Source organism: Micromonospora sp. NPDC048907 (assembly GCF_055586885.1).
This window is the reverse complement of the sequence record NZ_JBVJHI010000005.1, coordinates 523,434-544,805: the sequence shown is the minus strand read 5'-3', so window position 1 is coordinate 544,805 and position 21,372 is coordinate 523,434. Positions and strand designations below refer to the sequence as shown.

General features: G+C 73.7%; 23 protein-coding genes. 12 read left to right on the top strand and 11 right to left on the bottom strand.

Annotated elements, in window-relative coordinates; translation table 11 throughout:
* Positions 1-5: 5 nt before the first annotated feature.
* Entirely contained in the window at positions 6-1,271 is a 1,266-nt protein-coding gene (locus ACZ6PY_RS20580) for an MFS transporter (RefSeq protein ID WP_466074440.1), read from the bottom strand.
* A gap of 82 nt (positions 1,272-1,353) precedes the next feature.
* Between ACZ6PY_RS20580 and ACZ6PY_RS20575 the strand changes: the two genes are divergently transcribed.
* On the top strand, positions 1,354-2,244 hold the full coding sequence (locus tag ACZ6PY_RS20575) for a winged helix-turn-helix transcriptional regulator (RefSeq protein ID WP_466074438.1): 891 nt from the start codon (positions 1,354-1,356) through the stop codon (positions 2,242-2,244).
* A gap of 62 nt (positions 2,245-2,306) precedes the next feature.
* Positions 2,307-3,260, top strand: coding sequence for a D-2-hydroxyacid dehydrogenase family protein (locus ACZ6PY_RS20570; protein ID WP_466074436.1), 954 nt, complete (start codon positions 2,307-2,309; stop codon positions 3,258-3,260).
* A 150-nt stretch (positions 3,261-3,410) separates the two neighbouring features.
* On the opposite strand, the gene ACZ6PY_RS20565 is transcribed toward ACZ6PY_RS20570, so the two are convergent.
* Both ACZ6PY_RS20565 and ACZ6PY_RS20560 read right to left on the bottom strand, forming a co-directional pair.
* Entirely contained in the window at positions 3,411-4,388 is a 978-nt protein-coding gene (locus ACZ6PY_RS20565; protein ID WP_466074434.1) for an aldo/keto reductase, read from the bottom strand.
* Between the two features lie 79 nt (positions 4,389-4,467).
* Entirely contained in the window at positions 4,468-5,361 is an 894-nt protein-coding gene (locus ACZ6PY_RS20560) for an MBL fold metallo-hydrolase (protein ID WP_466074432.1), read from the bottom strand.
* Positions 5,362-5,471: 110 nt separating this feature from the next.
* Here ACZ6PY_RS20560 and ACZ6PY_RS20555 point away from each other — a divergent pair, with 110 nt between their 5' ends.
* From ACZ6PY_RS20555 to ACZ6PY_RS20530, 6 genes are all read left to right on the top strand, one after another.
* Positions 5,472-5,897, top strand: coding sequence for a MarR family winged helix-turn-helix transcriptional regulator (locus ACZ6PY_RS20555; RefSeq protein ID WP_466074430.1), 426 nt, complete (start codon positions 5,472-5,474; stop codon positions 5,895-5,897).
* A 162-nt stretch (positions 5,898-6,059) separates the two neighbouring features.
* On the top strand, positions 6,060-6,842 hold the full coding sequence (locus ACZ6PY_RS20550; RefSeq protein WP_466074428.1) for a maleylpyruvate isomerase family mycothiol-dependent enzyme: 783 nt from the start codon (positions 6,060-6,062) through the stop codon (positions 6,840-6,842).
* Positions 6,843-7,213: 371 nt separating this feature from the next.
* The gene (locus ACZ6PY_RS20545) at positions 7,214-8,548 is read left to right on the top strand and encodes an extracellular catalytic domain type 1 short-chain-length polyhydroxyalkanoate depolymerase (RefSeq protein WP_466074426.1); all 1,335 of its coding nucleotides are present in this window, start codon (positions 7,214-7,216) and stop codon (positions 8,546-8,548) included.
* Between the two features lie 211 nt (positions 8,549-8,759).
* Positions 8,760-11,345: a discoidin domain-containing protein gene (locus ACZ6PY_RS20540; RefSeq protein WP_466074424.1), complete on the top strand. Its 2,586-nt coding sequence runs from the start codon at positions 8,760-8,762 to the stop codon at positions 11,343-11,345.
* A 115-nt stretch (positions 11,346-11,460) separates the two neighbouring features.
* On the top strand, positions 11,461-11,583 hold the full coding sequence (locus ACZ6PY_RS20535; protein WP_091265774.1) for a 50S ribosomal protein L36: 123 nt from the start codon (positions 11,461-11,463) through the stop codon (positions 11,581-11,583).
* A gap of 5 nt (positions 11,584-11,588) precedes the next feature.
* Complete coding sequence (locus ACZ6PY_RS20530) at positions 11,589-12,362, top strand: SDR family oxidoreductase (protein ID WP_466074422.1); 774 nt, start codon at positions 11,589-11,591, stop codon at positions 12,360-12,362.
* Here ACZ6PY_RS20530 and ACZ6PY_RS20525 read toward each other — a convergent pair.
* From ACZ6PY_RS20525 to ACZ6PY_RS20510, 4 genes are all read right to left on the bottom strand, one after another.
* Positions 12,322-13,086 (bottom strand): glycosyltransferase family 2 protein, encoded by a 765-nt coding sequence (locus tag ACZ6PY_RS20525; RefSeq protein WP_466074420.1) that lies wholly within the window; start codon positions 13,084-13,086, stop codon positions 12,322-12,324. The genes ACZ6PY_RS20530 and ACZ6PY_RS20525 overlap by 41 nt on opposite strands.
* A 97-nt stretch (positions 13,087-13,183) precedes the next feature.
* The gene (locus tag ACZ6PY_RS20520) at positions 13,184-13,819 is read right to left on the bottom strand and encodes an ElyC/SanA/YdcF family protein (RefSeq protein ID WP_466074418.1); all 636 of its coding nucleotides are present in this window, start codon (positions 13,817-13,819) and stop codon (positions 13,184-13,186) included.
* A 52-nt stretch (positions 13,820-13,871) separates the two neighbouring features.
* Positions 13,872-14,147 (bottom strand): DUF4873 domain-containing protein, encoded by a 276-nt coding sequence (locus ACZ6PY_RS20515; RefSeq protein WP_466074416.1) that lies wholly within the window; start codon positions 14,145-14,147, stop codon positions 13,872-13,874.
* Positions 14,144-14,860 (bottom strand): TetR family transcriptional regulator, encoded by a 717-nt coding sequence (locus ACZ6PY_RS20510; protein ID WP_466074414.1) that lies wholly within the window; start codon positions 14,858-14,860, stop codon positions 14,144-14,146. The genes ACZ6PY_RS20515 and ACZ6PY_RS20510 overlap by 4 nt, the downstream gene beginning before the upstream one ends.
* A gap of 48 nt (positions 14,861-14,908) precedes the next feature.
* On the opposite strand from ACZ6PY_RS20510, the gene ACZ6PY_RS20505 reads away from it, so the two are divergent.
* Positions 14,909-15,811, top strand: a complete 903-nt coding sequence (locus tag ACZ6PY_RS20505; RefSeq protein WP_466074412.1) for an AurF N-oxygenase family protein — start codon at positions 14,909-14,911, stop codon at positions 15,809-15,811.
* Between the two features lie 43 nt (positions 15,812-15,854).
* On the opposite strand, the gene ACZ6PY_RS20500 is transcribed toward ACZ6PY_RS20505, so the two are convergent.
* The 4 genes from ACZ6PY_RS20500 to ACZ6PY_RS20485 form a co-directional block, all read right to left on the bottom strand.
* The gene (locus ACZ6PY_RS20500; protein WP_466074410.1) at positions 15,855-17,312 is read right to left on the bottom strand and encodes a cellulase family glycosylhydrolase; all 1,458 of its coding nucleotides are present in this window, start codon (positions 17,310-17,312) and stop codon (positions 15,855-15,857) included.
* Positions 17,313-17,443: 131 nt separating this feature from the next.
* Positions 17,444-17,728, bottom strand: a complete 285-nt coding sequence (locus ACZ6PY_RS20495) for a BON domain-containing protein (protein ID WP_466074409.1) — start codon at positions 17,726-17,728, stop codon at positions 17,444-17,446.
* On the bottom strand, positions 17,728-18,321 hold the full coding sequence (locus tag ACZ6PY_RS20490) for an STAS domain-containing protein (RefSeq protein ID WP_466074407.1): 594 nt from the start codon (positions 18,319-18,321) through the stop codon (positions 17,728-17,730). Before ACZ6PY_RS20490 ends, ACZ6PY_RS20495 begins: the two co-directional genes overlap by 1 nt.
* Positions 18,318-18,632 (bottom strand): hypothetical protein, encoded by a 315-nt coding sequence (locus tag ACZ6PY_RS20485; protein WP_466074405.1) that lies wholly within the window; start codon positions 18,630-18,632, stop codon positions 18,318-18,320. The genes ACZ6PY_RS20490 and ACZ6PY_RS20485 overlap by 4 nt, the downstream gene beginning before the upstream one ends.
* 154 nt (positions 18,633-18,786) lie before the next feature.
* On the opposite strand from ACZ6PY_RS20485, the gene ACZ6PY_RS20480 reads away from it, so the two are divergent.
* Genes ACZ6PY_RS20480 through ACZ6PY_RS20470 form a run of 3 tightly spaced genes read left to right on the top strand, consistent with a single transcriptional unit; the run spans position 18,787 to position 21,364 of the window.
* Complete coding sequence (locus ACZ6PY_RS20480) at positions 18,787-19,461, top strand: response regulator transcription factor (protein WP_466074403.1); 675 nt, start codon at positions 18,787-18,789, stop codon at positions 19,459-19,461.
* Positions 19,458-20,807 (top strand): sensor histidine kinase, encoded by a 1,350-nt coding sequence (locus tag ACZ6PY_RS20475; protein WP_466074401.1) that lies wholly within the window; start codon positions 19,458-19,460, stop codon positions 20,805-20,807. The genes ACZ6PY_RS20480 and ACZ6PY_RS20475 overlap by 4 nt, the downstream gene beginning before the upstream one ends.
* Positions 20,804-21,364 (top strand): GerMN domain-containing protein, encoded by a 561-nt coding sequence (locus ACZ6PY_RS20470; protein ID WP_466074399.1) that lies wholly within the window; start codon positions 20,804-20,806, stop codon positions 21,362-21,364. Before ACZ6PY_RS20475 ends, ACZ6PY_RS20470 begins: the two co-directional genes overlap by 4 nt.
* Positions 21,365-21,372 lie beyond the last annotated feature (8 nt).

Sequence of the window (21,372 nt, the reverse complement as noted above, 5' to 3'; positions counted from 1 at the left end):
TCAGGTCACCGGGCCGCCGCGACGCTCTCCCGGCCGGTCGGCTCCTCGACCCGCAGGTCGGCCAGGTCGCGCAGGCGGCGCACCGGGGACAGCAGCAGGGCCAGGGGCGCCAACACGGTGGCCGCGGCGAAGCAGAACAGGGTGACCCGGCCGCCGGCGAGCCCGGCGAGCGCCCCGGCGAGCAGACCGCCCACCGGGATGGCGCCCCAGGAGACGAAGCGGACCGTGGCCATCACCCGGGAGAGCAGGGCGGGTGGGCTGGCGGTCTGCCGGTAGGTGCGGGTGGTCACGCTGAGCACCACGACGCCACCGGCGAAGAGCACGTTGCCGGCCGCGAACGCGAGGTACGCCGGCCAGCCGGCGCCCAGCGGCACCAGGAACGCCCCGCCGACGGCCACCACGCAGGCGACCAGCAGCGACCGGGCGGTGCCCCAGCGCCCGGTGATCCAGGGGGTCAGGGTCGCGCCGACCAGCGAGCCGACCCCCTCGACCGCGAGCAGCACACCGACCAGCGCGGCCGGGGCGTGCAGCTCGCGGACCAGGTAGAGGGGGTAGACGGCGAGCTGCGCCCCGCAGACGAAGTTGACCGCGGTGGCCGTCCACATGGTCGGACCCATCACCGGGTGCCGGGTGACGTACCGCCAGCCCTCGCCGATCATGGCGCGGACCGGGGGCCAGCGGTCCGGTGCGTCGACCCGGCGGGCGGGCAGCGACCCGAGCAGGGCCGCGGAGAACAGGTAGCTGGCCGCGTCGACCAGCACGGCCGGCACCGCGCCGAGGGTCTGCACCGCGAGGCCGCCCAGGGACGGGCCGCTGAGCTGGGTGGCGGCGTGGGTGGCCGAGGTCAGGCTGTTGCGGGCGTGCAGCTGGTCACGGCCGACGATGGCCGGCAGGAAGGTGGCGTTCGCGACGTCGAACAGCACGTTGGCGAAGCTGACCACCAGCGCCACGATCACCAACTGGGTCACGGTGAGCCGGCCCCACCACCAGGCGAGCGGCACGGAGGCCACCGCGGCCGCCCGGGCCAGGTCGGCGCCGACCTGCGCCCCGCGCAGCGGCAGCCGTTGCACGATCACGCCGGCGGGCAGCCCGATGACCAGCCAGGCCACGTAGCTCGCGGCGGCCACGAGCCCCATCTGGAACGCGGACGCGTCCAGCACGGTCAGTGCGGTGAGCGGCAACGCGACGGCACCGACCGCCGACCCCACCGAACTGGTGGTGCCGGCGGTCCACCAGCGCCAGAACACTCCGGCCCCCTGCCCGACGGACATGCCGCCAACCCCCGATCCGAGCCAGCGAGTTCCAAACTGAAACGCACTATAGTCGGGGCTGCGGGCCGAGCGGAGGTGGGATGTGAGACGGGCGGACCTCGGCGACGCCGACTGCGGCATCGCGCAGGCGCTCGGCGTGCTGGGCGACTGGTGGACCGTGCTGATCGTGCGCGAGGTCGCCGGCGGCGTCACCCGGTTCGACGGGCTGCAGCGCGAGTTGGGCGTCAGCCGCCGGGCGCTCACCGAGCGGCTCGGCGGACTGGTCACGCACGGCGTGCTGCGCCGCGAGCCCTACTCGGCACACCCGCCGCGCCACGACTACCTGCTCACCGCGAAAGGGGAGGCGCTGCTGCCGGTGCTGGTCGCGCTCCAGGACTGGGGCACCCGGCACGTGATGGGCGACGGCGCGCTGACCGCCACCGCCGACGAGGACTCGGCCGAGGCCCGCCGGGCGCACCGGCTGGTCGGCCGCCGCGTACCCCCGATGAGCCTGCGCCGGCACGACGGCGGCGCGGAGCCGCCGGCGGCGCCCGGGCGGTGGACCGTGCTCTACCTCTTCCCGGGGGCGTTCGCGCCCGGCGCACCGGCCCTCCCGCCGGGCTGGGGTGAGATCCCCGGCGCCGCCGGGTGCACGCTGGAGTCGCGGACGTACGCCGACCGGCACCCGCTGTTCCGCGCGGCCGGAGCCGAGGTGCGGGGGGTGAGCACCCAGCGCCCGGACCAGCTCGCCGCCTTCGCCGCGCACGCCAGGTTGCCGTTCCCGTTGCTGTCCGACGAGGACGGTCGGCTCGCCGCCGGCCTGCTGCTGCCGACCTTCCGGGCCGGGGGCGTGGCCCGGTTGAAGCGGCTCACCCTGCTGCTGGACCCGGAGGCGGTGGTGCGGGCGGTGCAGTTCCCGGTCACCGACCCGGCCGGCTCGGTGGACGAGATGCTCGCCGAGGTGCGCCGCCGCACCGCCGCCGCGGCGGCCTAGGCCCCTGACCCCAGCCGCGAAGTGGCGATGACCCGGTGACCCGGACCGTACGATTGTTCGTCATGGCATCTGATCTGCGCTGCGCCGTGCTGGACGACTACCAGGGGGTGGCACTCGACCTGGCGGACTGGTCCCGGGTCCGGGCCACCAGCTTCCGCGAGCACTTCAGCAGCGCCGAGGAGCTCGTGGCGGCCATCCACGACTGTGAGATCGTCGTCGCCATGAGGGAACGCACGCCGTTTCCCGCCGAGGTGTTCGACCGGTTGCCCCACCTGCGGCTGCTCGTCACCACCGGCATGAGCAACGCCGCCATCGACCTGGCGGCGGCGCGGGCGCACGGCGTCACGGTGTGCGGCACGGGCGGCGGCTCGACCTCGACGGTCGAGCTGACGTGGGCGCTGATCCTCGGCCTGGCCCGCCACCTGGTGCCCGAGGCGACCGCGCTGCGCACCGACGGTACCTGGCAGCAGACCGTCGGCACCGACCTGCACGGACGTACCCTCGGGCTGCTCGGCCTGGGCAGGATCGGGTCGCAGGTGGCGGCGATCGGCCGGGCGTTCGGCATGGACGTGCTGGCCTGGAGCCAGAACCTGACGCGCGAGCGGGCGGAGGAGGGCGGCGCGCGGCTGGCCCCCGGCCTGGACGCCCTGCTCGCCGGCTCCGACGTCGTCTCCGTTCACCTCGTGCTCAGCGACCGGACCCGCGGGCTCGTCGGCGCGCGGGAACTCGCGCTGATGAAGCCCACCGCCTACCTGGTCAACACCTCGCGGGCCGCGATCGTCGACCAGTCCGCCCTGGCGTCCGCGCTGCGCGAGGGGCGGATCGCGGGGGCCGGGCTCGACGTGTTCGACGAGGAACCGCTGCCCGCCGGCCATGAGTTCCGTACGCTGCCGAACGTGCTGGCCACGCCGCACCTCGGCTACGTCAGCGAGCGGAACTACGCGACGTTCTTCCGGGACGCCGTGGACGACATCGGCGCCTTCCTCGACGGCAGCCCGACCCGGGTGCTGACCTGACTCATCCGACTCCGGTCTTGGCCGGGAAGGCGTCCCGAAGGCCGCCGGCCCGTGGTGCGCGGCGTGCAGACACGGTGAGGGTGTCTGCGCGCCGCGCACCGAACCGCTCGACGAGCTGTTCGCCGGTTCGACCGGATCGAACGTTGCCGGTCAGCGCTCCAGCAGGCGCATCGCGGCTTCGTCGTGGGTCTCGCCGACAGCGGGAGGAAGGTTGTCGAGCTTCTCGATCTGCTCGGCGGTCAGCTCCACGGCGTCGGCCGCGCTGTTCTCCTCGACGCGTGCCACGCGCTTGGTGCCGGGGATCGGGGCGATGTCGTCGCCTCGGGTCAGCAACCAGGCCAGGGCGACCTGCGCCGCGGTGACGCCCGCTTCGGCGGCGACGGCCTGGACCTCGTCTGCGAGACGCAGGTTGCGCTGGAAGTTCTCGCCGGTGAAGCGCGGGTTGTTCTTACGCAGGTCGGTCTCGTCGAAGCCGCTGGTCGAGCGGATCTGCCCGGTGAGGAATCCGCGTCCCAGGGGCGAGTAGGGCACGAATCCGATGTTCAGCTCGCGCAGCAGGGGCAGCACCTCTGCCTCCGGGTGCCGGGTCCACAGGGAGTACTCCGACTGGACGGCAGCGATGGGATGCACGGCGTGGGCGCGGCGGATGGTCTCCGGTCCGGCCTCGGACAGGCCGATGTGGCGGATCTTGCCCTCGCTGACCAGTTCGGCCAGCGCCCCGACGGTGTCCTCGATGGGCGTGTTCGGGTCGACCCGGTGCTGGTAGTACAGGTCGATGTAGTCCGTGCCCAGCCGCTTGAGCGAGCCCTCCACGGCGGTGCGGATGTTGGCCGGGCTGCTGTCCAGTTGCCCTGCCCCGCCGCCCGCGTGCGAGATCATGCCGAACTTCGTCGCCACCACGGCCTGCTCGCGGCGGCCCTTGAGCGCCTTGCCGAGGAGTTCCTCGTTGATGTACGGGCCGTAGACCTCGGCGGTGTCGAGGAAGGTGACGCCCAGTTCCAGGGCCCGGTGGATGGTGCGGATCGACTCGGCGTCGTCCGTGCCGGCTCCCGTGTAGGCGTAGGACATCGACACCAGGCCCAGACCGATACGGGAGACGTCCAGGTCCCCCAGCTTGATGTGCTTCATGACAGTTCTCCGTTTCTCTGGAAGTTCGTACGGGTTGCTGGCACTGCGGACGCTCCGCCGCAGCCAGCGGGTGGGACGGTCAGGCGACGGGGACCCAGGTGAACCGGCCGTCGGGGCGGCGCTCGGCGCGTCCGAAGACCACGTCGGCGAAGTGGCAGCCGTAGCCGATGGTGTCGGGACGGCTCAGCTCCTGGACCAGGCGGCGGCGGTACTCGCCGGCCTCGGCGGGGTCGTGGTCGATCCCACAGCCCCATTCGGGGTGGGTGACCTGGACCGGCGCGTGCATCGCGTCGCCGAACGCGATGAGCCGCTGGTCGCCGTCGGTGATGGTGTACGTGGTGTGGCCGACGGTGTGTCCGACCGAGAACGAGGCCCGTACGCCGGGGAAGATCTCCTCGCCGTCCTCGGCCATCCGGACGCGGGGTGCGAAGGCGGCCAGACGTTCCTCGGTCGCCCCGCCCTCGGCGGCCAGGGCGCGCCGCTCCCACTCGGGTGCCGCGACGAAGTGGGTGGCGTGCGCGAACGGCGGCGCATCGGTGCCGGGCTCGTTGCTCCAGGCCCAGCCCAGGTGGTCGAGGTGCAGGTGGGTGATGGCGACCGCTTCGATCTGGCGCGGCTCGCGGCCCAGCCGCCGCAGGCCGTCCAGCAGCCCACCGCCGTGGATGCTGCCCAGCATCGGGTTGGCCGGGTCGTCGGGGTGGGACTCGGGTCCGAACCCGGTGTCGATGAGCAGGGCCCGGTCACCGCGCTCGACCAGCAGCCCGCCGATGGCGGCGGGCAGGAAACCGCCGTCGTCGAGATGGTCGCGGTTGGCCGCCCAGTCGGCGTCGGTGGCGGCGGGCAGCCAGCCCTGCGGTTTGCACAGGGCCAGCCCGTCCGGGATGTAGGTGATCTTCAGTTCACCCAGGCGGAGTGAACGAACGCGCGGCGCGCTGGTCAGCCGTACGCGGTCGAAACCGGTCGTCGTGGCCATATGGTCCTACCTCTTGCTCGGGGAAGGTGCCGCCGGGTGGCGGAGACGACTGGAAGTTACAACTAGAACAGCTCTAACTGCAACTATGTGAGTTGCAGTAGACTGTTGCCATGGCCACTGAGCGTGAGACCCCAGCCGACGGCGACCGCCAGCTGTGCGGGCTGGTCAAGGACCTGGCCAATCACATCGAAGCCCACCTTCGGGTCCGGGCGGCCACCCTCGGTCTCACCGCCTCGCAGGGCACCGCGCTGCGCGAGCTGACCGGCCCCATGACCCTGCGCGAACTCGCCGAACGGATGAGCTGCGAGCCCTCCAACGTCACCTTCATCGCCGACCGCCTCGAGGAGCAGGGCTACCTGGAACGCCATCCCCACCCCGGCGACCGGCGCGCCAAGCAGCTCGTCCTGACCCCCAAGGGCACCGAACTGCGCGAACGCCTCCTCGCGCTGCTCTCCGAAGACTCCCCGCTGTCCCCCCTCGCACCCGAGGAGCAGGACGTCCTGCAGCACCTCCTCACCCGCGCCCTCATCCGCTGACCCGACGGCTCGGCGTGCGGGGGCCCGCTCTGTCTGACACGGGCGCCCCGACGGCGGATCGGACGAGCCGGACCTGGGAGTGGGACGGGGCCGGAGTTCCCCGCCGTACCGGCTGGGAAAACCGCTGTCGGACAAATGGATCAAGGTGATAGAACGACCGCTGTGCACAAGACCCTGGAGTTTCCCGATCTGCTGCGGCTGATCGACGAACGTGCCACCGCCTTCCGCGCCGCCATCGCCGCCGCGCCCCGCCTCGACCTGCCCGTGCCGACCTGCCCCGGGTGGACGCTGTCCGACCTGGTGCAGCACATCGGCGAGGGCCGCCGCCGCTGGGCCGCCACCGTCGCCGCCGGGCCGGACGCCACGTCCAGGACCCCGGCCCAGGGTGACGCCGTCGCGCCGCAGGAGCGCGAGGCCGTGCTGGCCTGGCTGGCCGCCTCAACCGAGCTGATGCTGGCGGCCCTGCGGGAGGCCGGCCCGGACCAGGGCTGCTTCACCGGCTGGGGTTACACGCAGACGCCGCACACCGCCGGTGGCGTCGCCCGGCACCAGGTCCAGGAGATCGCGGTCCACACCTACGACGCCCAGCTCACCGTGGGCCAGCCGGCCGCACTGCCTGTCGAGGTGGCGCTCGACGGTGTCGAGGAGAACCTGTTCATCACCCACTTCACGACGAGCGCCTGGCCGCACCAGCCCACCGCCTTCGACTTCCACGCCACCGAGGGCCGCTCCTGGCGCCTCACGGTCGACGGCGACGGTGCACGGACCACCCGGCTGCCCGCTGCAGGCGAGGACCCGGACGCGGCAGGCCTCTCCATTCGCGGCACGGCCAGCGATCTGGTCCTCTACCTGTACCAACGCATTTCCGTGGACGCCCTGCACCTCGACGGGGACCCGGAGCTGCTCGACCTGCTCCACGCCTGGGAACCGGAGGACTGGGCGTGAGACGGGGGAGTCCACAGTCGGGTTAGGCGCGGGTCGCCGGCGCGGCCGGCTGCCATTCGCGGGCCAGCAGCGACCTCACCTCGATGTCGAGCCGCTCCCCGAGGAACGGGAACGCCGCGCGCAGCACGCCCTCCCGGCGTCGCGGGCCTGGGCGTCGACGTGGCGCCGGAGGAAGGCGGCCGGCCGGCCCGAGGACTTCCGGAAGTTGTTGTCGACCACCCGGTCGGGGCCTAAACTCCGATTCGGACCGCAGATCTGCGGTCGTCTATCTCGTCTCCGAGGGTCCGGGCCGCCGTCGAAGGCGCCTCGCCGGCGAGCACGCCGCGAGCGCACCCGCCCTGCGCGGCGTCCCCACCACCTCAGGAGATGCCATGCTGCCCAGAAGGAGAAGACTACGGCTGCTCGGCGCCGCCGTGGCCGCCGCCGGGCTGGCCGCCCTGGCGGCGCTCACCGCTCCCGGCCCCGCCACAGCCGCCGCGCTGACCGAGGTGACGAACTTCGGCGCCAACCCGAGCAACCTGCGGATGTACCTGTACGTCCCGAACACCGTCGCGGCGCGGCCCGGCCTGCTCGTGGTCAACCACTACTGCACCGGGTCCGGGCCGGCCATGTACTCCGGCACCCAGTTCGCGGCCCTGGCCGACCGGTACGGCTACCTCGTCGTCTACCCGTCGGTGACCCGCAGCAGCCAGTGCTTCGATGTCTCCTCGCCCCAGGCACTGCGCCGCGACGGCGGCAGCGACCCGGTCGGCATCAAGTCGATGGTCGACCACGTGCGGCAGCGGTACCCCGTCGACCCGAACCGGATCTTCGCCACCGGCGTCTCCTCGGGCGCCATGATGACCAACGTGCTGCTCGGGCTCTACCCGGACGTGTTCAGCGCGGGCGCGGCCTTCGCCGGCGTGCCCTTCGGCTGCTTCGCCACCACCAACGGCTCGGAGTGGAACAGCGAGTGCGCCAACGGCCAGGTCGTGAAGACCCCGCAGCAGTGGGGTGACCTGGTCCGCAACGCGTACCCGGGATACAGCGGGCGGCGGCCCCGGATGCAGCTCTGGCACGGGACCAACGACGAGACGCTGCGGTACCCGAACTTCACCGAAGAGATCAAGCAGTGGACCGACGTGAACGGGTTGAGCCAGACGCCGGCGTACACCGACAGCCCGCAGGCCGGCTACACCCGCACCCGCTACGGCGGCACCGGCGGCACCGCGACGGTCGAGGCGATCAGCATGCAGGGCGTCTCGCACAACCTGCCGGTCGACGCGGCCCAGGCCGTGCGCTTCTTCGGTCTGGACACCACGACGCCGCCGACCAGCCCTCCGCCCACCAGCCCGCCGCCGACGAGCCCCCCGCCCACGACGCCGCCGCCGAGCACGCCGCCGCCGTCGGGTGGGTGCCGGGTCGCGTACGGGGTGAACGCGTGGAACACCGGGTTCACGGCGTCCGTGACGATCACCAACACGGCCGGCACGGCGGTCAACGGCTGGGCCCTCGCGTTCACCCTGCCCGGCGGGCAGAGCATCACCAGCGGCTGGAACGCCACGTACGCCCCGGCCAGCGGGGCGGTGACCGCCCGCAACGTCTCCTACAACGGCACCATCGCCCCGAACGGCTCGGTGAGCATCGGCTTCCAGGCCACCCACACGGGCAACACCGGGCGGCCCGCCGCCTTCACCCTCAACGGCATTCCCTGCACCGTCACCTGACCCGGGCGGCGGTCGCGGGAGGGCGCTCCCGGCGGCCGTCCCCCGCTTAGTTCCGGACTTTTCACAAGGCGCGAAAAAAGCCCCGCGAGGCGCTTCGAGGAATTGACATACGTCCCTGTCCGGAGGAAGGGTCCAGCGGAACGGCAGACCGCAACATCTCGGTAACCGGTCTGTCGTTCCGCTCCCCTCCACCCCCGCCACGGAGACGCCCATGTCACCCGTCCCGCCGCACCACAACCCACCCCGCCCGCCGCTGCGCCGGCTGCTCGCCGTGCTGGCCGCGCTGCTCGCCACCGTGGCCCTGGTGGCGCCGCCGTCCGCGGCCCGGGCCGCCGATCCGCTGCTCTCCCAGGGGCGGCCCACCACCGCCTCCTCGGTGGAGAACGCCGGCGTGCCGGCCAGCAACGCCACCGACGGCAACACCGGCACCCGGTGGGCCAGCGCCTTCGCCGATCCCCAGTGGATCCAGGTCGACCTGGGCGCCACCGCCACCATCTCCCGGGTCACCCTGGCCTGGGAGGCCGCGTACGCCCGGGCGTACCAGATCCAGACCTCGACCGACGGCACCACCTGGACCACCGTCTTCAGCACCGCGGCCGGTGACGGCGGCACCGACGACCTCACGGTCAGCGGCACCGGCCGCTACGTGCGGATGACCGGCACCGCCCGGGCCACCGCCTACGGCTACTCGCTGTGGGAGTTCCAGGTCTACGGCGCCACCGGCGGCGGCGCCGGCTGCGACACCGCGACCAACGCCGCCCAGGGCCGCCCGGCCACCGCCTCGTCCACCGAGAACGCCGGCACCCCCGCCGGGGCGGCGGTCGACGGCAGCGCGACCACCCGGTGGGCCAGCGCGGCGAGCGACCCGCAGTGGCTCCAGGTCGACCTCGGCAGCGTCCGCACCCTCTGCCGGGTCGTGCTGAGCTGGGAGGCCGCCTACGGGCGGGCCTACCAGATCCAGACCTCGACCGACGGCGCCGCCTGGACCACCGTGTACGCCACCACCACCGGGGACGGGGGGAGCGACACCCTCACCGTGAGCGGTTCCGGCCGCTACGTGCGGATGTACGGCACCGCCCGCGCCACCGGCTGGGGATACTCGCTCTGGGAGCTCACCGTGAACACCACCGGCGGCGGCACCATCCCGGGCGGCGGCTCGCTCGGGCCGAACGTCATCACCTTCGACCCGTCGATGTCGAGCGCGAGCATCCAGAGCCAGCTCGACGCGGTCTTCCGCACCCAGGAGTCGAACCAGTTCGGCACCCAGCGGTACGCCCTCATGTTCAAGCCGGGCGACTACTCGGGCATCAACGCGCAGATCGGCTTCTACACCTCGATCATGGGGCTCGGCCGGAATCCCGGCGACGTCCGGATCCACGGGGACGTCACCGTCGACGCCGGCTGGTTCAACGGCAACGCCACCCAGAACTTCTGGCGGTCGGCGTCGAACATGCAGGTGTTCCCGTCGGCCGGGTTCACCCGGTGGGCCGTCTCGCAGGCCGCGCCGTTCCGCCGGATGGACATCCAGGGCGACCTCAACCTGGCCCCCAACGGCTACGGCTGGGCCAGCGGCGGCTACATCGCGGACAGCCGGGTCACCGGCGTGGTCCAGCCGTACTCGCAGCAGCAGTGGTACACGCGGGACAGCAACGTGGGCGGCTACCTCAACGCCGTGTGGAACGTGACCAACTCCGGGGTGGTCGGTGCGCCGGCCACCAGCTTCCCCAACCCGGCGTACACCACCCTGGCGCAGACCCCGGTCAGCCGCGACATCCCCTACCTCTACCTCGACGGCGGCGGCGCCTACCAGGTCTTCGTCCCGTCGACCCGGACCAACGCCAGCGGCGCGTCCTGGCTGGGCGGGGCCACCCCCGGCACCTCGGTGCCGCTGAGCCAGTTCTACGTCGCCAAGCCGGGTGACTCGGCCGCCACCATCAACGCGGCCCTGGCCCAGGGCCTGAACCTGCTCTTCACCCCCGGCGTCTACCCGGTCAGCCAGACCATCACGGTCACCCGTCCCGGGACCGTGGTGCTCGGCGTGGGCTACCCGACGCTGATCCCGCAGAACGGGGTCGTCCCCATGACCGTCGCCGACGTCGACGGGGTCCGGCTGGCCGGGCTGCTCTTCGACGCCGGCCCCACCAACTCGCCGGTGCTGCTCCAGGTCGGCCCGGCCGGCGCGACCGCGAGCCACGCCACCAACCCGACCTCCATCCAGGACGTCTTCTTCCGCATCGGCGGCGCCGGCGCGGGCAAGGCCACCACGAGCCTGGTGGTCAACCAGAACGACGCGTTGATCGACCACATCTGGGCCTGGCGCGGCGACCACGGCACCGGCGTCGGGTGGACGGTGAACACCGCCGACACCGGCCTGATCGTCAACGGCAACAACGTGACGGCGCTCGGGCTCTTCGTCGAGCACTACCAGAAGTACGAGGTGATCTGGAACGGCAACAACGGGCGGACGATCTTCTTCCAGAACGAGTTGCCGTACGACCCGCCGAGCGCGTCGGCCTGGATGAGCGGCTCGCGGGTCGGCTACGCCGCGTTCAAGGTGGCCGACGGGGTCAGCGCGTTCGAGGGCTGGGGGATGGGCAGCTACTGCTACTTCAACGTCGACCCGACCATCGCGGCGTACCACGGCTTCGAGGCGCCGACCAGGGCCGGCGTGCGGTTCCACAGCCTGCTCACCGTCTCGCTGGGCGGCAACGGGTCGATCACCCACGTCATCAACGACACCGGTGGCACGGCCCAGGGCACGAACACCGTCCCGGTGAACGTGGTCAGCTACCCGTGACCCCGGGCCGGGGGCGGCAGGGAAGCAGCCTGCCGCCCCCGGTTACCGCGCATGACGGCGGCCCCGGCGGGTACCCGACCGCGAACCGGGAAACCAGCGGGAACGGAGGAACGGGATGAAGGTCCGAAGCTCCCTGCGCGCGCTGAAGCGCAAGGCCAACTCGATCGTGGTACGCCGCCGAGGCAAGGTGTTCGTGCTCAACAAGGCGGATCCCCGGCAGAAGGCGCGGCAGGGCTGACCGAGGTGGCCGACATCCTGATCACCGGGGCCGGCAGCGGCCTCGGCCGGGGCGCCGCCCTCGGCCTGGCCCGCGCCGGCCACCACGTGATCGCCGGCGCCGAGATCTGGCCGCAGGTGCGCGACCTGCGCGCCGAGGCCGAGCGCGCCGGGGTGGCCCTCGACGTGATCAAGCTGGACGTGACGGACCCGGCCGACCGCGCCGCCGCCCGGCGGCACCGCGTGGACATCCTGGTGCTCAACGCCGGCGTCCAGGAGGCCGGGGCGGTGGTGGAGATCCCGATGGACCGGATCCGCCGGTCCTTCGAGGTGAACGTGTTCGCGCACGTGCACCTCGTGCAGGACCTCGTGCCGCCGATGCTGGCGCGGGGCGCCGGAAAGGTCGTCTGGGTGTCCTCCGCGGTCGGCATCCGGACCCGGCCGTTCATCGGCGTCTACGCCGCCACCAAGCACGCCATCGAGGCGCTGGCCTGGGCCATGAAGGGCGAGCTGGAACCGCGCGGCGTCCGGGTGGCCGTGGTCAACCCCGGCCCCTACCGGACCGGCTACAACGACACCGGTGTCGAGGCGATGTCCCAGTGGTGGGACCCCTCGACCGCCCTGCTGGACCGGCCCGACTTCGCCGACTACCTGGAGAACCAGCGCGACCCGGGGGAGATGGTCGAGGAACTGGTCCGGTTGATCCCGGCCGACCACCATTCCTTCCGGACGGCCTGGCCGCAGGAGCTGCGGCACCAGCTCAGGGAGTTCGAGTCGCAGGTGTGGGACGCGACGACGTGACCCCGGCCGGGGCCATACCGTCGCCGCGGCGGTCCGGCCCGAGCACCCGGGCGGCGGCGAACCGCGCCAGCGGCCCGTAGATCCGGGCCGAGTCGGTCAGCGAGGAGAAGTGCGACGAGGCGTTGCCGGCCTGGTAGCGGGTGGCGATCGGGACCTGCGCGATCGGCAGTCCGGCCCGGGCCGCGTGCAGCAGCACGTTCATCTCGTACTCGAACCGCTCGCCGGGGACGGTCCGCAGCCAGCCGAGCAGCCCGGCCGGGTACGCCCGCAGCCCGGTCTGGGTGTCCCGCACGGGGACGCCGGTGGCCAGCCGGAACGCGGCCCGGGTCACCGCGTTGCCGAGCCGGCTGCGCAGCGGCACCTCGCCGTCGAACCGGCGCACGCCCAGTGCCAACGCGCCGGTGTCGCGCATCCGGCCGGCGACCCGGACGACGTCGGGGATCAGGTGTTGCCCGTCGGCGTCCACGCACACCACGTCGCGCCCCGGGTGGTGGCCGGCGACGTAGCGGAAGCCGGTCTTCAGCACGATGCCCTTGCCCCGGTTGACGCGGCGGCCGAGCACGGTGGCGCCCCGGTCGTGGGCGGCCGCGAGCACCGCGGCCGCGGTCGGGCCGCTGCCGTCGTCGACGACCACGACGTGCGCCGCGGGCAGCGCGGCGGCCAGGTCGACGACGAGCCGCAGCAGGTGGTCCCCGGGTCGGTACACCGGCACCAGCACGATCACGGAACCTCCCGGGTGGACCCGTCGCCCGCCGGCCCCGCCGTCGGAACCGATCGACGACCGTCCTTACCCGTGGCGCCGGCCGGCGAACCCCTCCCGGTCAGCCACCGAACAGGTGCGCGACGCGCTGCGCCGAGCGGGCCAGGCCGCGTTCCCGGCGCAGCAGCGCCTCCGGGCTGCGCAGGCCGAGATAGCACACGCGGCTGGCGGCCCGGGCCACCCGCTCGCGGCCGGCGGGCACCGGATCGGGCCCGGTCACGGGCACGTCCAGCAGCGCCGCGCCGGACAAGCCGAGCACCTTGCCGGCGAGGAACCGGATCCGGGGCAGGTGCCACGGGTGGGAGACCAGCCCGAGCGGCCGGGCCGGGGTGAAGACCTCGCCGGCGAGCAGTCCGTCCTGGACGGTGTGTGCCAGGTTCTGCAGGGTGGTCCGGGACCGCGTCTCGGCGTGCAGCCGGGCGTATCCGTCGAGCCCGGCGGCGCGGGCCAGGGCGAGCATCAGCTCGCCCTCCCGGTACCCGGCGGGCGGACCTGGCGCCCCGGCGGGGCCGTGCGGCCAGCCGCCGGTGAACACCACCCGCGCCCCGGCGGCCCGCCGGAACTCGGCCGCGTGCGCGCGGACGTACCCGATGGCCGCCCGGGCCCGGGCGGCGCTCCCGGCGCTGAGCCGGTAGCCGTCGTCGCCCGCGAGCACCCCGCGCCCGAACACCAGCAGGACGGTGGCGGTCGGCGTCATCCGATCCACGGTACGCCGGCCGGCGGCCGTCCTCGCCCGCGTCGCGCGGCGGTCAGTCCTCCTCGGAGTCCGGCGGCCACGGCGGGGCGCCCACGCCGGTGATCCGCACCCCGCCCCACGGGTCGGCCTCGGCGAGCCGGCCCCGGGCGACCCGCTCACCGACCCGGACCTCGACGTCCCGCCGGCCGGAGCGGAGCAGCCGCAGCATCCGGGGCTCCGGCTCGATCCGCCCGGCCCAGTGGTAACGCCCGTCGACCGGCTCCCAGCGCCCGCTGGCGTGCAGCCGGACCGGGGTGCCGGCGATCTCCGCGGGACCCTGCCAGCTCACCGCTCGATCCGCTCGTGGGCGCGGGTCAGCTCGTGGGGCAGGTCGGCGCCGCGCCGGACGCCCTCGATGCCGCTCCAGAGCAGGGTGGTGAGGTAGTCGGTGAGCGCGGCCCGGCGGATCGGCTGGCCGTGCGTGGCCCACCAGTCACCGACCGCCTGCACGAACCCGACCAGCCCGTACGCCCAGGGTTCGGCCGGGCCGGCGTCGAGCCCGAGCGCGCGCAGCCGGTCGCCGATGACCCGGGCCAGGCCGGTGGCCACCTGCCGGCTCGTGCCGGTCACCACCTGCTGGATGCCGGGATGCCCGGCCTCGTGCAGCAGGAACCGGTAGAGCGTCGGCTCGGACTCGATGATGCTCAGGTACGCGTCGATGGTGGCCTCGACCAGCGCGCGCTCCTCGCGGACGCGCTCGACGGCGGGGGCCACGGCGTCGACGACCCGGGCCGCCACCACCTCGCTGACGGCCAGCCAGAGCTGGGCCTTGTCGGCGAAGTAGCGGTAGAGCACGGGCTTGCTGACCCCGGCCGTGGCGGCCACCTGGTCCATGTCGACGGTCGGCCCGTGCCGCAGCAGCGCCTGCACGGCGGCCCCGATCAGCTCCTGCCGCCGCTGCTCGCGGTGGTCGGCCCAGCGGTCGCGCCGGCCGGTGCGCGCGGGTGCGGCCGGCTCCGGCGGTGTGTCCAAGCCATTGACATCGGTGGAGGTGCGTCGCATGCTACCAGTCGTAACAGTTACTCGAAGTTACGTCAATCAGGAGGGGTCATGGAGGGGACGTCGGCCGGATTCCCGCGCGAGGCGGTGGCCACCCGCCTGCTCGCCGCCTCGGTGCGCACGAGCTACGACCCCGTCGTCGACATCGACTGGTCGGCGCCGCACGTCCCCGGGGCGTACTGGATGCCGCCGCGGCGCAGCAGCCTCTACGGCACCGCGCTGTGGGAGGCGATGAGCGAGGAGCAGCGGATCGCGCTGACCCGGCACGAGGTGGCCAGCGTGGCCAGCGCCGGGCTGTGGTTCGAGACGATCCTCATGCAGATGCTCATCCGGCACTACTACGACGCCGACCCGACCAGCCGGCACGCCCAGTACGCGCTCACCGAGGTCGCCGACGAGTGCCGGCACTCCATCATGTTCGGCCGGCTCATCGAGGCCCTCGGCTGCCCGGTCTACCGGGCGGATCCGGTCGACCACCTGCTCGGGCGCTGGCTCAAGGCCACCGCCACCGGCCCGCAGATGTACGCGGCCATCCTCATCGCCGAGGAGATGCTCGACGCGTTCCAGCGGGAGGCCATGGCCGACGAGTCCATCCAGCCGCTGATCCGGATGGTGTCCCGGATCCACGTGGTCGAGGAGGCCCGGCACGTGCGTTTCGCCCGGGACGAGCTGGCCCGTCAGGTCGAGGCCGCCGGCCCGGTCGCGCTGGGCTACGCGCGGCTGGTGATCGGGCGGGCCGCGTACTCGATCACCCGCCGCCTGGTCAACCCGCGGGCGTACGCGGCCGTCGGCATCCCGCCGGCGGACGGGGTGGCCGCGGCCCGGGCGAACCCGCACTGGCGGGCCACGCTGCGCTGGTCGGCCCAGCGCATCGCCGAGCACCTCGGCGAGCTGGGCCTGATCGCCGGTCCGGGCCGGCTGCTCTGGCGCCGCGCCGGACTGCTGCCGGACTGACCGGCGGCGGCCCCTCAGGAGGCCGCCGCCGGCCGCGCCGGGATCAGGACGTGGGGAAGTTGTCCGGGGTGCGGATGCGGTTGCGCAGGAAGGTCCCGGAGTCGGTGAGGACGGCGGTGCCGGCGTAGCTGCCGCCCGCGCAGGTGCCCGGCCGGAACGCCGCGCTGCCCTCACTCGCGTCGGAGTACGTCCAGTTCGCGTAGCTGATCTTCAGCCGGTCCAGCAGGTCGAGCCAGGCCGTGCTGCTGGCCGTGTCGACCGCGCCGTCGCCGGTGTAGGTCACCGTGCCGAACTCGGTGACGAACAGCGGCAGCCGGGCGGCCGCCCGCTGCACCTCGTTGCGGTAGTTGTCCTTGTGGGACGCGGCGTAGAAGTGGAACGTGTACATGATGTTGTCGGCCCGGACCGGGTTGTTGACGATCTCGTCGGAGTTGCCGCCCTCGGACACGCCCAGCGACGACCAGCCCCGGGTGCCGACGATGACCACGGCGTCCGGGTCGTTCGCCCGGATCACCGGGATGACCTGCTCGGCGTAGTTCCGGATGGTCGACCAGCTCACGCCGTTGGGCTCGTTGGTGATCTCGTAGATCACGTTGTTCTTCGCGGCGTTGCGGGCCGAGACCGCGGCGAAGAACGTCTTCGCCCGGTCCAGGTTGTACATCGGGTCGCCCGGCGTCAGCGTGTGGAAGTCGATCAGCGCGTACAGGCCGCGCGCGGCGGCCTTGTCCACCAGGTTGTTGACCTGGTTGGTGAAGCCGGTCGGGTTGGTCTCGTAGCCCTGCTCCTGCACGTACATCGAGATGCGCAGCAGGTCCGCCTGCCAGTCGCCGGCCAGCGCGTCGAGGGAGGCGTCGTTGTAGCAGTTGGCGAACCACTGCAGCCCGTGCGTGCTCATGCCGCGCAGCTGGATCGGCCGGCCGTACTGGTTGCAGAGGTTGACCCCGCACACCCGCAGCTGGCCGTTGATCGCCACCGGGGTGGTGCCGGTGGGCGGGGGCGTCGTCGGCGGCGGCGTGGTCGGCGGCGGGGTGCTGGGCGGGGGAGTGGTGGTCGGCGGCGGCGTGGTCGGGGTGGTCCCGCCGGTGCAGGCCGTGCCGTTGAGGGTGAACGAGGTCGGGGCGGGGTTGGCGCCGGTCCAGGAGCCGTTGAAGCCGACGGTGGTGCTCGCGCCGGTGCCGAGGGAGCCGTTGTAGCTCATGCTCCGCGCGGTGACCGCGCTGCCGCTCTGCTGCCAGGTCGCCGACCACCCCTGGGTGACCCGCTGCCCGGCGTCGGGGAACGTGAAGCCCAGGGTCCAGCCGTTCACCGGGTCCCCGAGGTTCTTCACGGTGACCGTGGCGGTGAAGCCGCCCTGCCAGGAGTTGGTGGAGTAGGTGACGGCGCAGCCGGTCGCCGCCATGGCGTTGGTGGAGGGCAGGACGGCGGTCGCGGCCAGCGCCAGCGCACCGACGGCGCCGCCCACGAGGAGGTGCCGCCGGGACGGGCGGGGGATCGAGAACATGCGGGATCGTCCCATCTGGTGGGTGGTGGTTGGACGGTGCCCGCCGGGAACTCGCCCGGAAAGTCCGACGTGGCAGCCACGGGAGCGCTCCCACGCCGAGGGTAGAGGCGAGAGTCGATCCGTGCAACCACTCAGCGACCGCGGCGCCACCCGCAACGCAGCCGGAGCGCGTTGCAGACGTCGAACACCCCGGAGACGTCCCAGGCCAGCTCGCCGGCCGCCCGCCGGGTCTCCGGATCGGTCACCACCCCGGCCAGGATCACCACCCGGTTCTGCGCCGTGACCGTGATCTGCTGGCGCCGGGTGGTCCAGTCGATGCTCAACCGCTGCGCCACCAGGGCGGCAAGCCGCACGTCCGCGCCGTCGGGCGGGGGCCCGTCGCCGGCGAACGGGAAATCGGGGTACGGCCAGGACATCACGAGCTGCGGGCTCCTTCGGCTCGTTCGCGGCTCTCCACCGGCGCCGCGGGACGACGCGGCGCCGGACCGGCCGACCCGCCCAGCGCCCGGGCCCGGCTGTCGACGACCGCGAAGACCCCGTCCAGCCGCATCGTGTGCAGCACGGTACGCACGAACCGGGACGGCGCCACGAGGCACAGCCGTCGCCCGTCCCGCCGGGTCTCCTGGTGGGCCCGGACCAGCAGCCCGAGCCCGGCCGAGTCGATCACCTCGACCTCGGTGAGGTCGACAAGCACCCGGTCACCCACCGTGGCGGCCTCCGCCAGCGCCCGGCGTACCCGATCGGCGGAGTCGGCCTCGGGGACGGCCGGCGCCCCACCCACCCCGTCGAGGTCGTCGACGCCGAGGCCGCCGTCGTGCAGGGCGGCCCGCGCGCCGCACCGGGGGCAGTGGTGCGGCCCGGACGCGAAGGGGGAGCCGACCCAGCCGTTGTCGAACACCAGCGTCCAGACCACCTCGGCGTCCGGCAGGATGCAGCCGGTGCCCGTGACGCTGTCACCGCAGCCGTCGCAGATGAGCAGCATCAGGTGCTCCGCGGGTACGACCGTCACAATCCCTCCTTCCGCCGCGCGCCCGGTCGGGGCGGCGGTTGCTTCCCGGGCCCCGGACGCCCGGCGGCCAGCACCGCGAGCACGACCGCGACGGCGGCAAACCCGGACTGCACGACAAGCGGCCACACCGCCGGCCCACCGGGACCGGTGTCCACCAGGCCCACGACGATCGCGCCGAGCAGCGCGGCGGCCACGCCGAGGGCGAGGGTCAGCCAGACCGGCGCGGCCGTGCGCCCGGGCACGACCAGCCGACCCACCGCGCCGACGGCGAGCCCGACGACGAGCGCTCCGACCAGCGTGCTGCCGTTCACCGTTCCTCCCTCGCCGCCCGCGACTGTCCGGTCCGGCTCCACCCTGCGCACCGACCGTGGAGGGCGCCGCGCGGTTGTGTGACAGTTCCATGACAAAAGCCGGGAACGGCTGACGTGGGTGGGCGCCCCGGGGGCGGGCCGTCATGATGCGCATATGACGGCCGTACTGGTGATCGAGGACGACGACCGCATCCGGCTCGCGCTGCTGCTCGCCCTGGAGGAGGAGGGCTATTCCGCGTCCGGGGCGGCCACCGCGGAGGAGGGGCTGCGCCGGCAGCGCGAGAACCCGGCCGACCACGTGCTGGTCGACCTCATGCTGCCCGGCCTCGACGGGTTCGAGTGCATCCGCCGGCTCCGCCGCGACGACGACGTCCCGATCGTGGTGGTCAGCGCCCGCGACGACACCCACGACATCGTCGCCGCGCTGGAGGCCGGCGCCGACGACTACGTCATCAAGCCCGTGGCGATCAAGGAACTGTCCGCCCGGCTGCGGGCCCTGCGCCGGCGCGGCCGGGTCGTGACGGACGCCGTCCCGGCCCAGGTCTTCGGCGACCTGGAGATCAGCGCCGAGGCCGGCGAGGTCCGCCGCGCGGGCCGGCCCGTCGCGGTGACCCGCACCGAGTTCCGGCTGCTCTGCGAGCTGGCCGAACACGCCGGCCGGGTGCTGTCCCGGCAGCAGTTGCTGCGCCGGGTCTGGGGGTACGAGACCGGCGACGAGCGGCTGGTCGACGTGCACGTCGGCCGGTTGCGGCAGAAGATCGAGCCGGACCCCGCCAACCCGCGGCATCTGGTCACGCTCCGCGGCCTCGGCTACAAGCTCCAGCGATGACCCGCCTCGGACTGCGCGCCCGGGTCACCGCCGCGTTCGCCGTCGGCGCGTTGCTGCTCGCCGCCGTGATGGCCCTCTTCTCGTACGACCTGACCCGCCGCTCGCTGCTCGACGAGCGGGAGCGCGCGGCCGTCCGGGCCGCCTACTACGACGCCGCAGTGGTCCGGTCCGGGCTGGACACCGGGACCCCGGACGTCGTGGCGGTGCTGCGCTCACTGGACACCGGCAGCAGCCGCCGCCCGCTGCTGCACCTGCGCGACGGCTGGTACGCCCGCACCGCCGACGTCGGTGCCGGCTCGGTCCCCGTGGAGCTGCAACGCCTGGTCGCGGACGGCCAGCCGGCCGTGCAGCGGGTCCGCCTCGACGGGCAGCCGACGCTGCTGGTCGGCGTCCCGCTCTCCGGTGAACGGGGCTACTACGAGCTGACCTCGTTGCGGGAGGTCGAGGGGACCTTCCAGGTGGTCGGGCTGGCGCTGACCGCGGTGGCCATCATGGTGGCCGGGGCCGGCGCGGCCCTCGGCTGGTACGCGACCCGGCACAGCGTCCGGCCGCTCACCGCGGTCGCCGACGCCGCCGAGCGGATCGCGGCCGGCGACTTCGCCACCCGGCTCGACCCCACCACCGACCCGGACCTCACCCGGCTCTCCACCTCGTTCAACCACATGGTCGACCAGTTGGTGCGGCGGATCGAGCGGGACCGCCGGTTCGCCGCCGACGTGAGTCACGAGCTGCGCTCCCCGTTGCAGACCCTGGCCGCCGCCGCGAGCGTGCTGACCCGCCGCCGGGAGCACCAGGACGCGCGGACCGCGACCGCGGCGGGACTGGTCGCCGACGAGGTGGCCCGGTTCCAGCGCCTGGTGGACGACCTGATCCAGCTGGCCCGCACCGAGCAGCCCGCGCACCGCGACACGGTCGACGTGGCCGCGCTGGCCCGCGCCGCCTGCCGCGAGCGGGCGCTGCCGGAGAGCCTCGTCGAGATGGTCGACGGCAGCCCGGCCCGGTGGCGGGTCGACCGGCGCCGGTTCGAGCAGATCCTGCTGAACCTGCTCGACAACGCCGTGCGCTACGGCGGCGGCCCGGTCGCCGTACGCCTGGGGATGAGCGACGGGATCGGCGTCCTGGAGGTCGAGGACGAGGGACCGGGCGTGCCGGAGGCCGATCGGGAGGTCATCTTCGACCGCTTCGTCCGTGGCCGGGCCGCGCACGCCCGGGCCGGCACCGACGGCACCGGCCTCGGTCTCGCCCTGGTGGCCCAGCACGCCGCCGCGCACGGCGGGCACGCGGCCGTGGTGGACCGGGAGCCGGGCGCCCGGTTCCGGGTCGAGCTGCCGGGGGCGGGCGCATGACCCGCCGGCTGCTCCCGGTGCTGGTCGCCGCGGCCCTGCTGGGCGGCTGCGGGGTGCCCGTCGACGACGAGCCCCGCCCGGTGCGGCCGCCGGCCGGCGGCTTCCCGACCCCGGCGGGCACGGCGACGGCCGAGCCGGACGGGCGGGTGGACGAGCCGCTGTGCTTCGTCCGGGGCGACGGGCTGGCGGCGGTCACCCGCCGGGTCGACGGCCTGCCGGGGGTGGACACCCACCTGCAACACCTGCTGGCCGGGCCGGACAGCGCGGAGCGGGGCCGCGGGCTGGCCACCGCCCTGCCCGGCACGGTCGCGGTGGCCGGGGCCGTCCTGGACGGCACGGTGGTGACCGTCGACGTGCGCCAGGCCGGCGAGGAGACCGGCCGCAACGACGAGGTCCTCGCCTTCGGGCAGATCGTCTGCACGCTGACCCAGCGCCCCGACGTGGACAGCGTCGCGTTCCGCCGGGGCGGGCAGCCGCTGGAGGTGCCCCGGGCCGACGGGAACGTGTCGTCGCTGCCTCTCACGGCCGCCGACTACCGGCCACTGCTGGACCGCTGACCGCTCGC

Excerpts from the sequence above, each read along its gene's own strand:
- ACZ6PY_RS20510 (WP_466074414.1), bottom strand. The coding sequence starts at position 14,860 with ATGCGACGCACCTCCACCGATGTCAATGGCTTGGACACACCGCCGGAG.
- ACZ6PY_RS20555 (WP_466074430.1), top strand. The coding sequence starts at position 5,472 with ATGGCCACTGAGCGTGAGACCCCAGCCGACGGCGACCGCCAGCTGTGC.
- ACZ6PY_RS20505 (WP_466074412.1), top strand. The coding sequence starts at position 14,909 with ATGGAGGGGACGTCGGCCGGATTCCCGCGCGAGGCGGTGGCCACCCGC.
- ACZ6PY_RS20560 (WP_466074432.1), bottom strand. The coding sequence starts at position 5,361 with ATGGCCACGACGACCGGTTTCGACCGCGTACGGCTGACCAGCGCGCCG.
- ACZ6PY_RS20495 (WP_466074409.1), bottom strand. The coding sequence starts at position 17,728 with ATGTCCTGGCCGTACCCCGATTTCCCGTTCGCCGGCGACGGGCCCCCG.
- ACZ6PY_RS20580 (WP_466074440.1), bottom strand. The coding sequence starts at position 1,271 with ATGTCCGTCGGGCAGGGGGCCGGAGTGTTCTGGCGCTGGTGGACCGCC.
- ACZ6PY_RS20540 (WP_466074424.1), top strand. The coding sequence starts at position 8,760 with ATGTCACCCGTCCCGCCGCACCACAACCCACCCCGCCCGCCGCTGCGC.
- ACZ6PY_RS20480 (WP_466074403.1), top strand. The coding sequence starts at position 18,787 with ATGACGGCCGTACTGGTGATCGAGGACGACGACCGCATCCGGCTCGCG.
- ACZ6PY_RS20520 (WP_466074418.1), bottom strand. The coding sequence starts at position 13,819 with ATGACGCCGACCGCCACCGTCCTGCTGGTGTTCGGGCGCGGGGTGCTC.
- ACZ6PY_RS20565 (WP_466074434.1), bottom strand. The coding sequence starts at position 4,388 with ATGAAGCACATCAAGCTGGGGGACCTGGACGTCTCCCGTATCGGTCTG.
- ACZ6PY_RS20545 (WP_466074426.1), top strand. The coding sequence starts at position 7,214 with ATGCTGCCCAGAAGGAGAAGACTACGGCTGCTCGGCGCCGCCGTGGCC.
- ACZ6PY_RS20570 (WP_466074436.1), top strand. The coding sequence starts at position 2,307 with ATGGCATCTGATCTGCGCTGCGCCGTGCTGGACGACTACCAGGGGGTG.
- ACZ6PY_RS20475 (WP_466074401.1), top strand. The coding sequence starts at position 19,458 with ATGACCCGCCTCGGACTGCGCGCCCGGGTCACCGCCGCGTTCGCCGTC.
- ACZ6PY_RS20500 (WP_466074410.1), bottom strand. The coding sequence starts at position 17,312 with ATGTTCTCGATCCCCCGCCCGTCCCGGCGGCACCTCCTCGTGGGCGGC.
- ACZ6PY_RS20535 (WP_091265774.1), top strand. The coding sequence starts at position 11,461 with ATGAAGGTCCGAAGCTCCCTGCGCGCGCTGAAGCGCAAGGCCAACTCG.
- ACZ6PY_RS20470 (WP_466074399.1), top strand. The coding sequence starts at position 20,804 with ATGACCCGCCGGCTGCTCCCGGTGCTGGTCGCCGCGGCCCTGCTGGGC.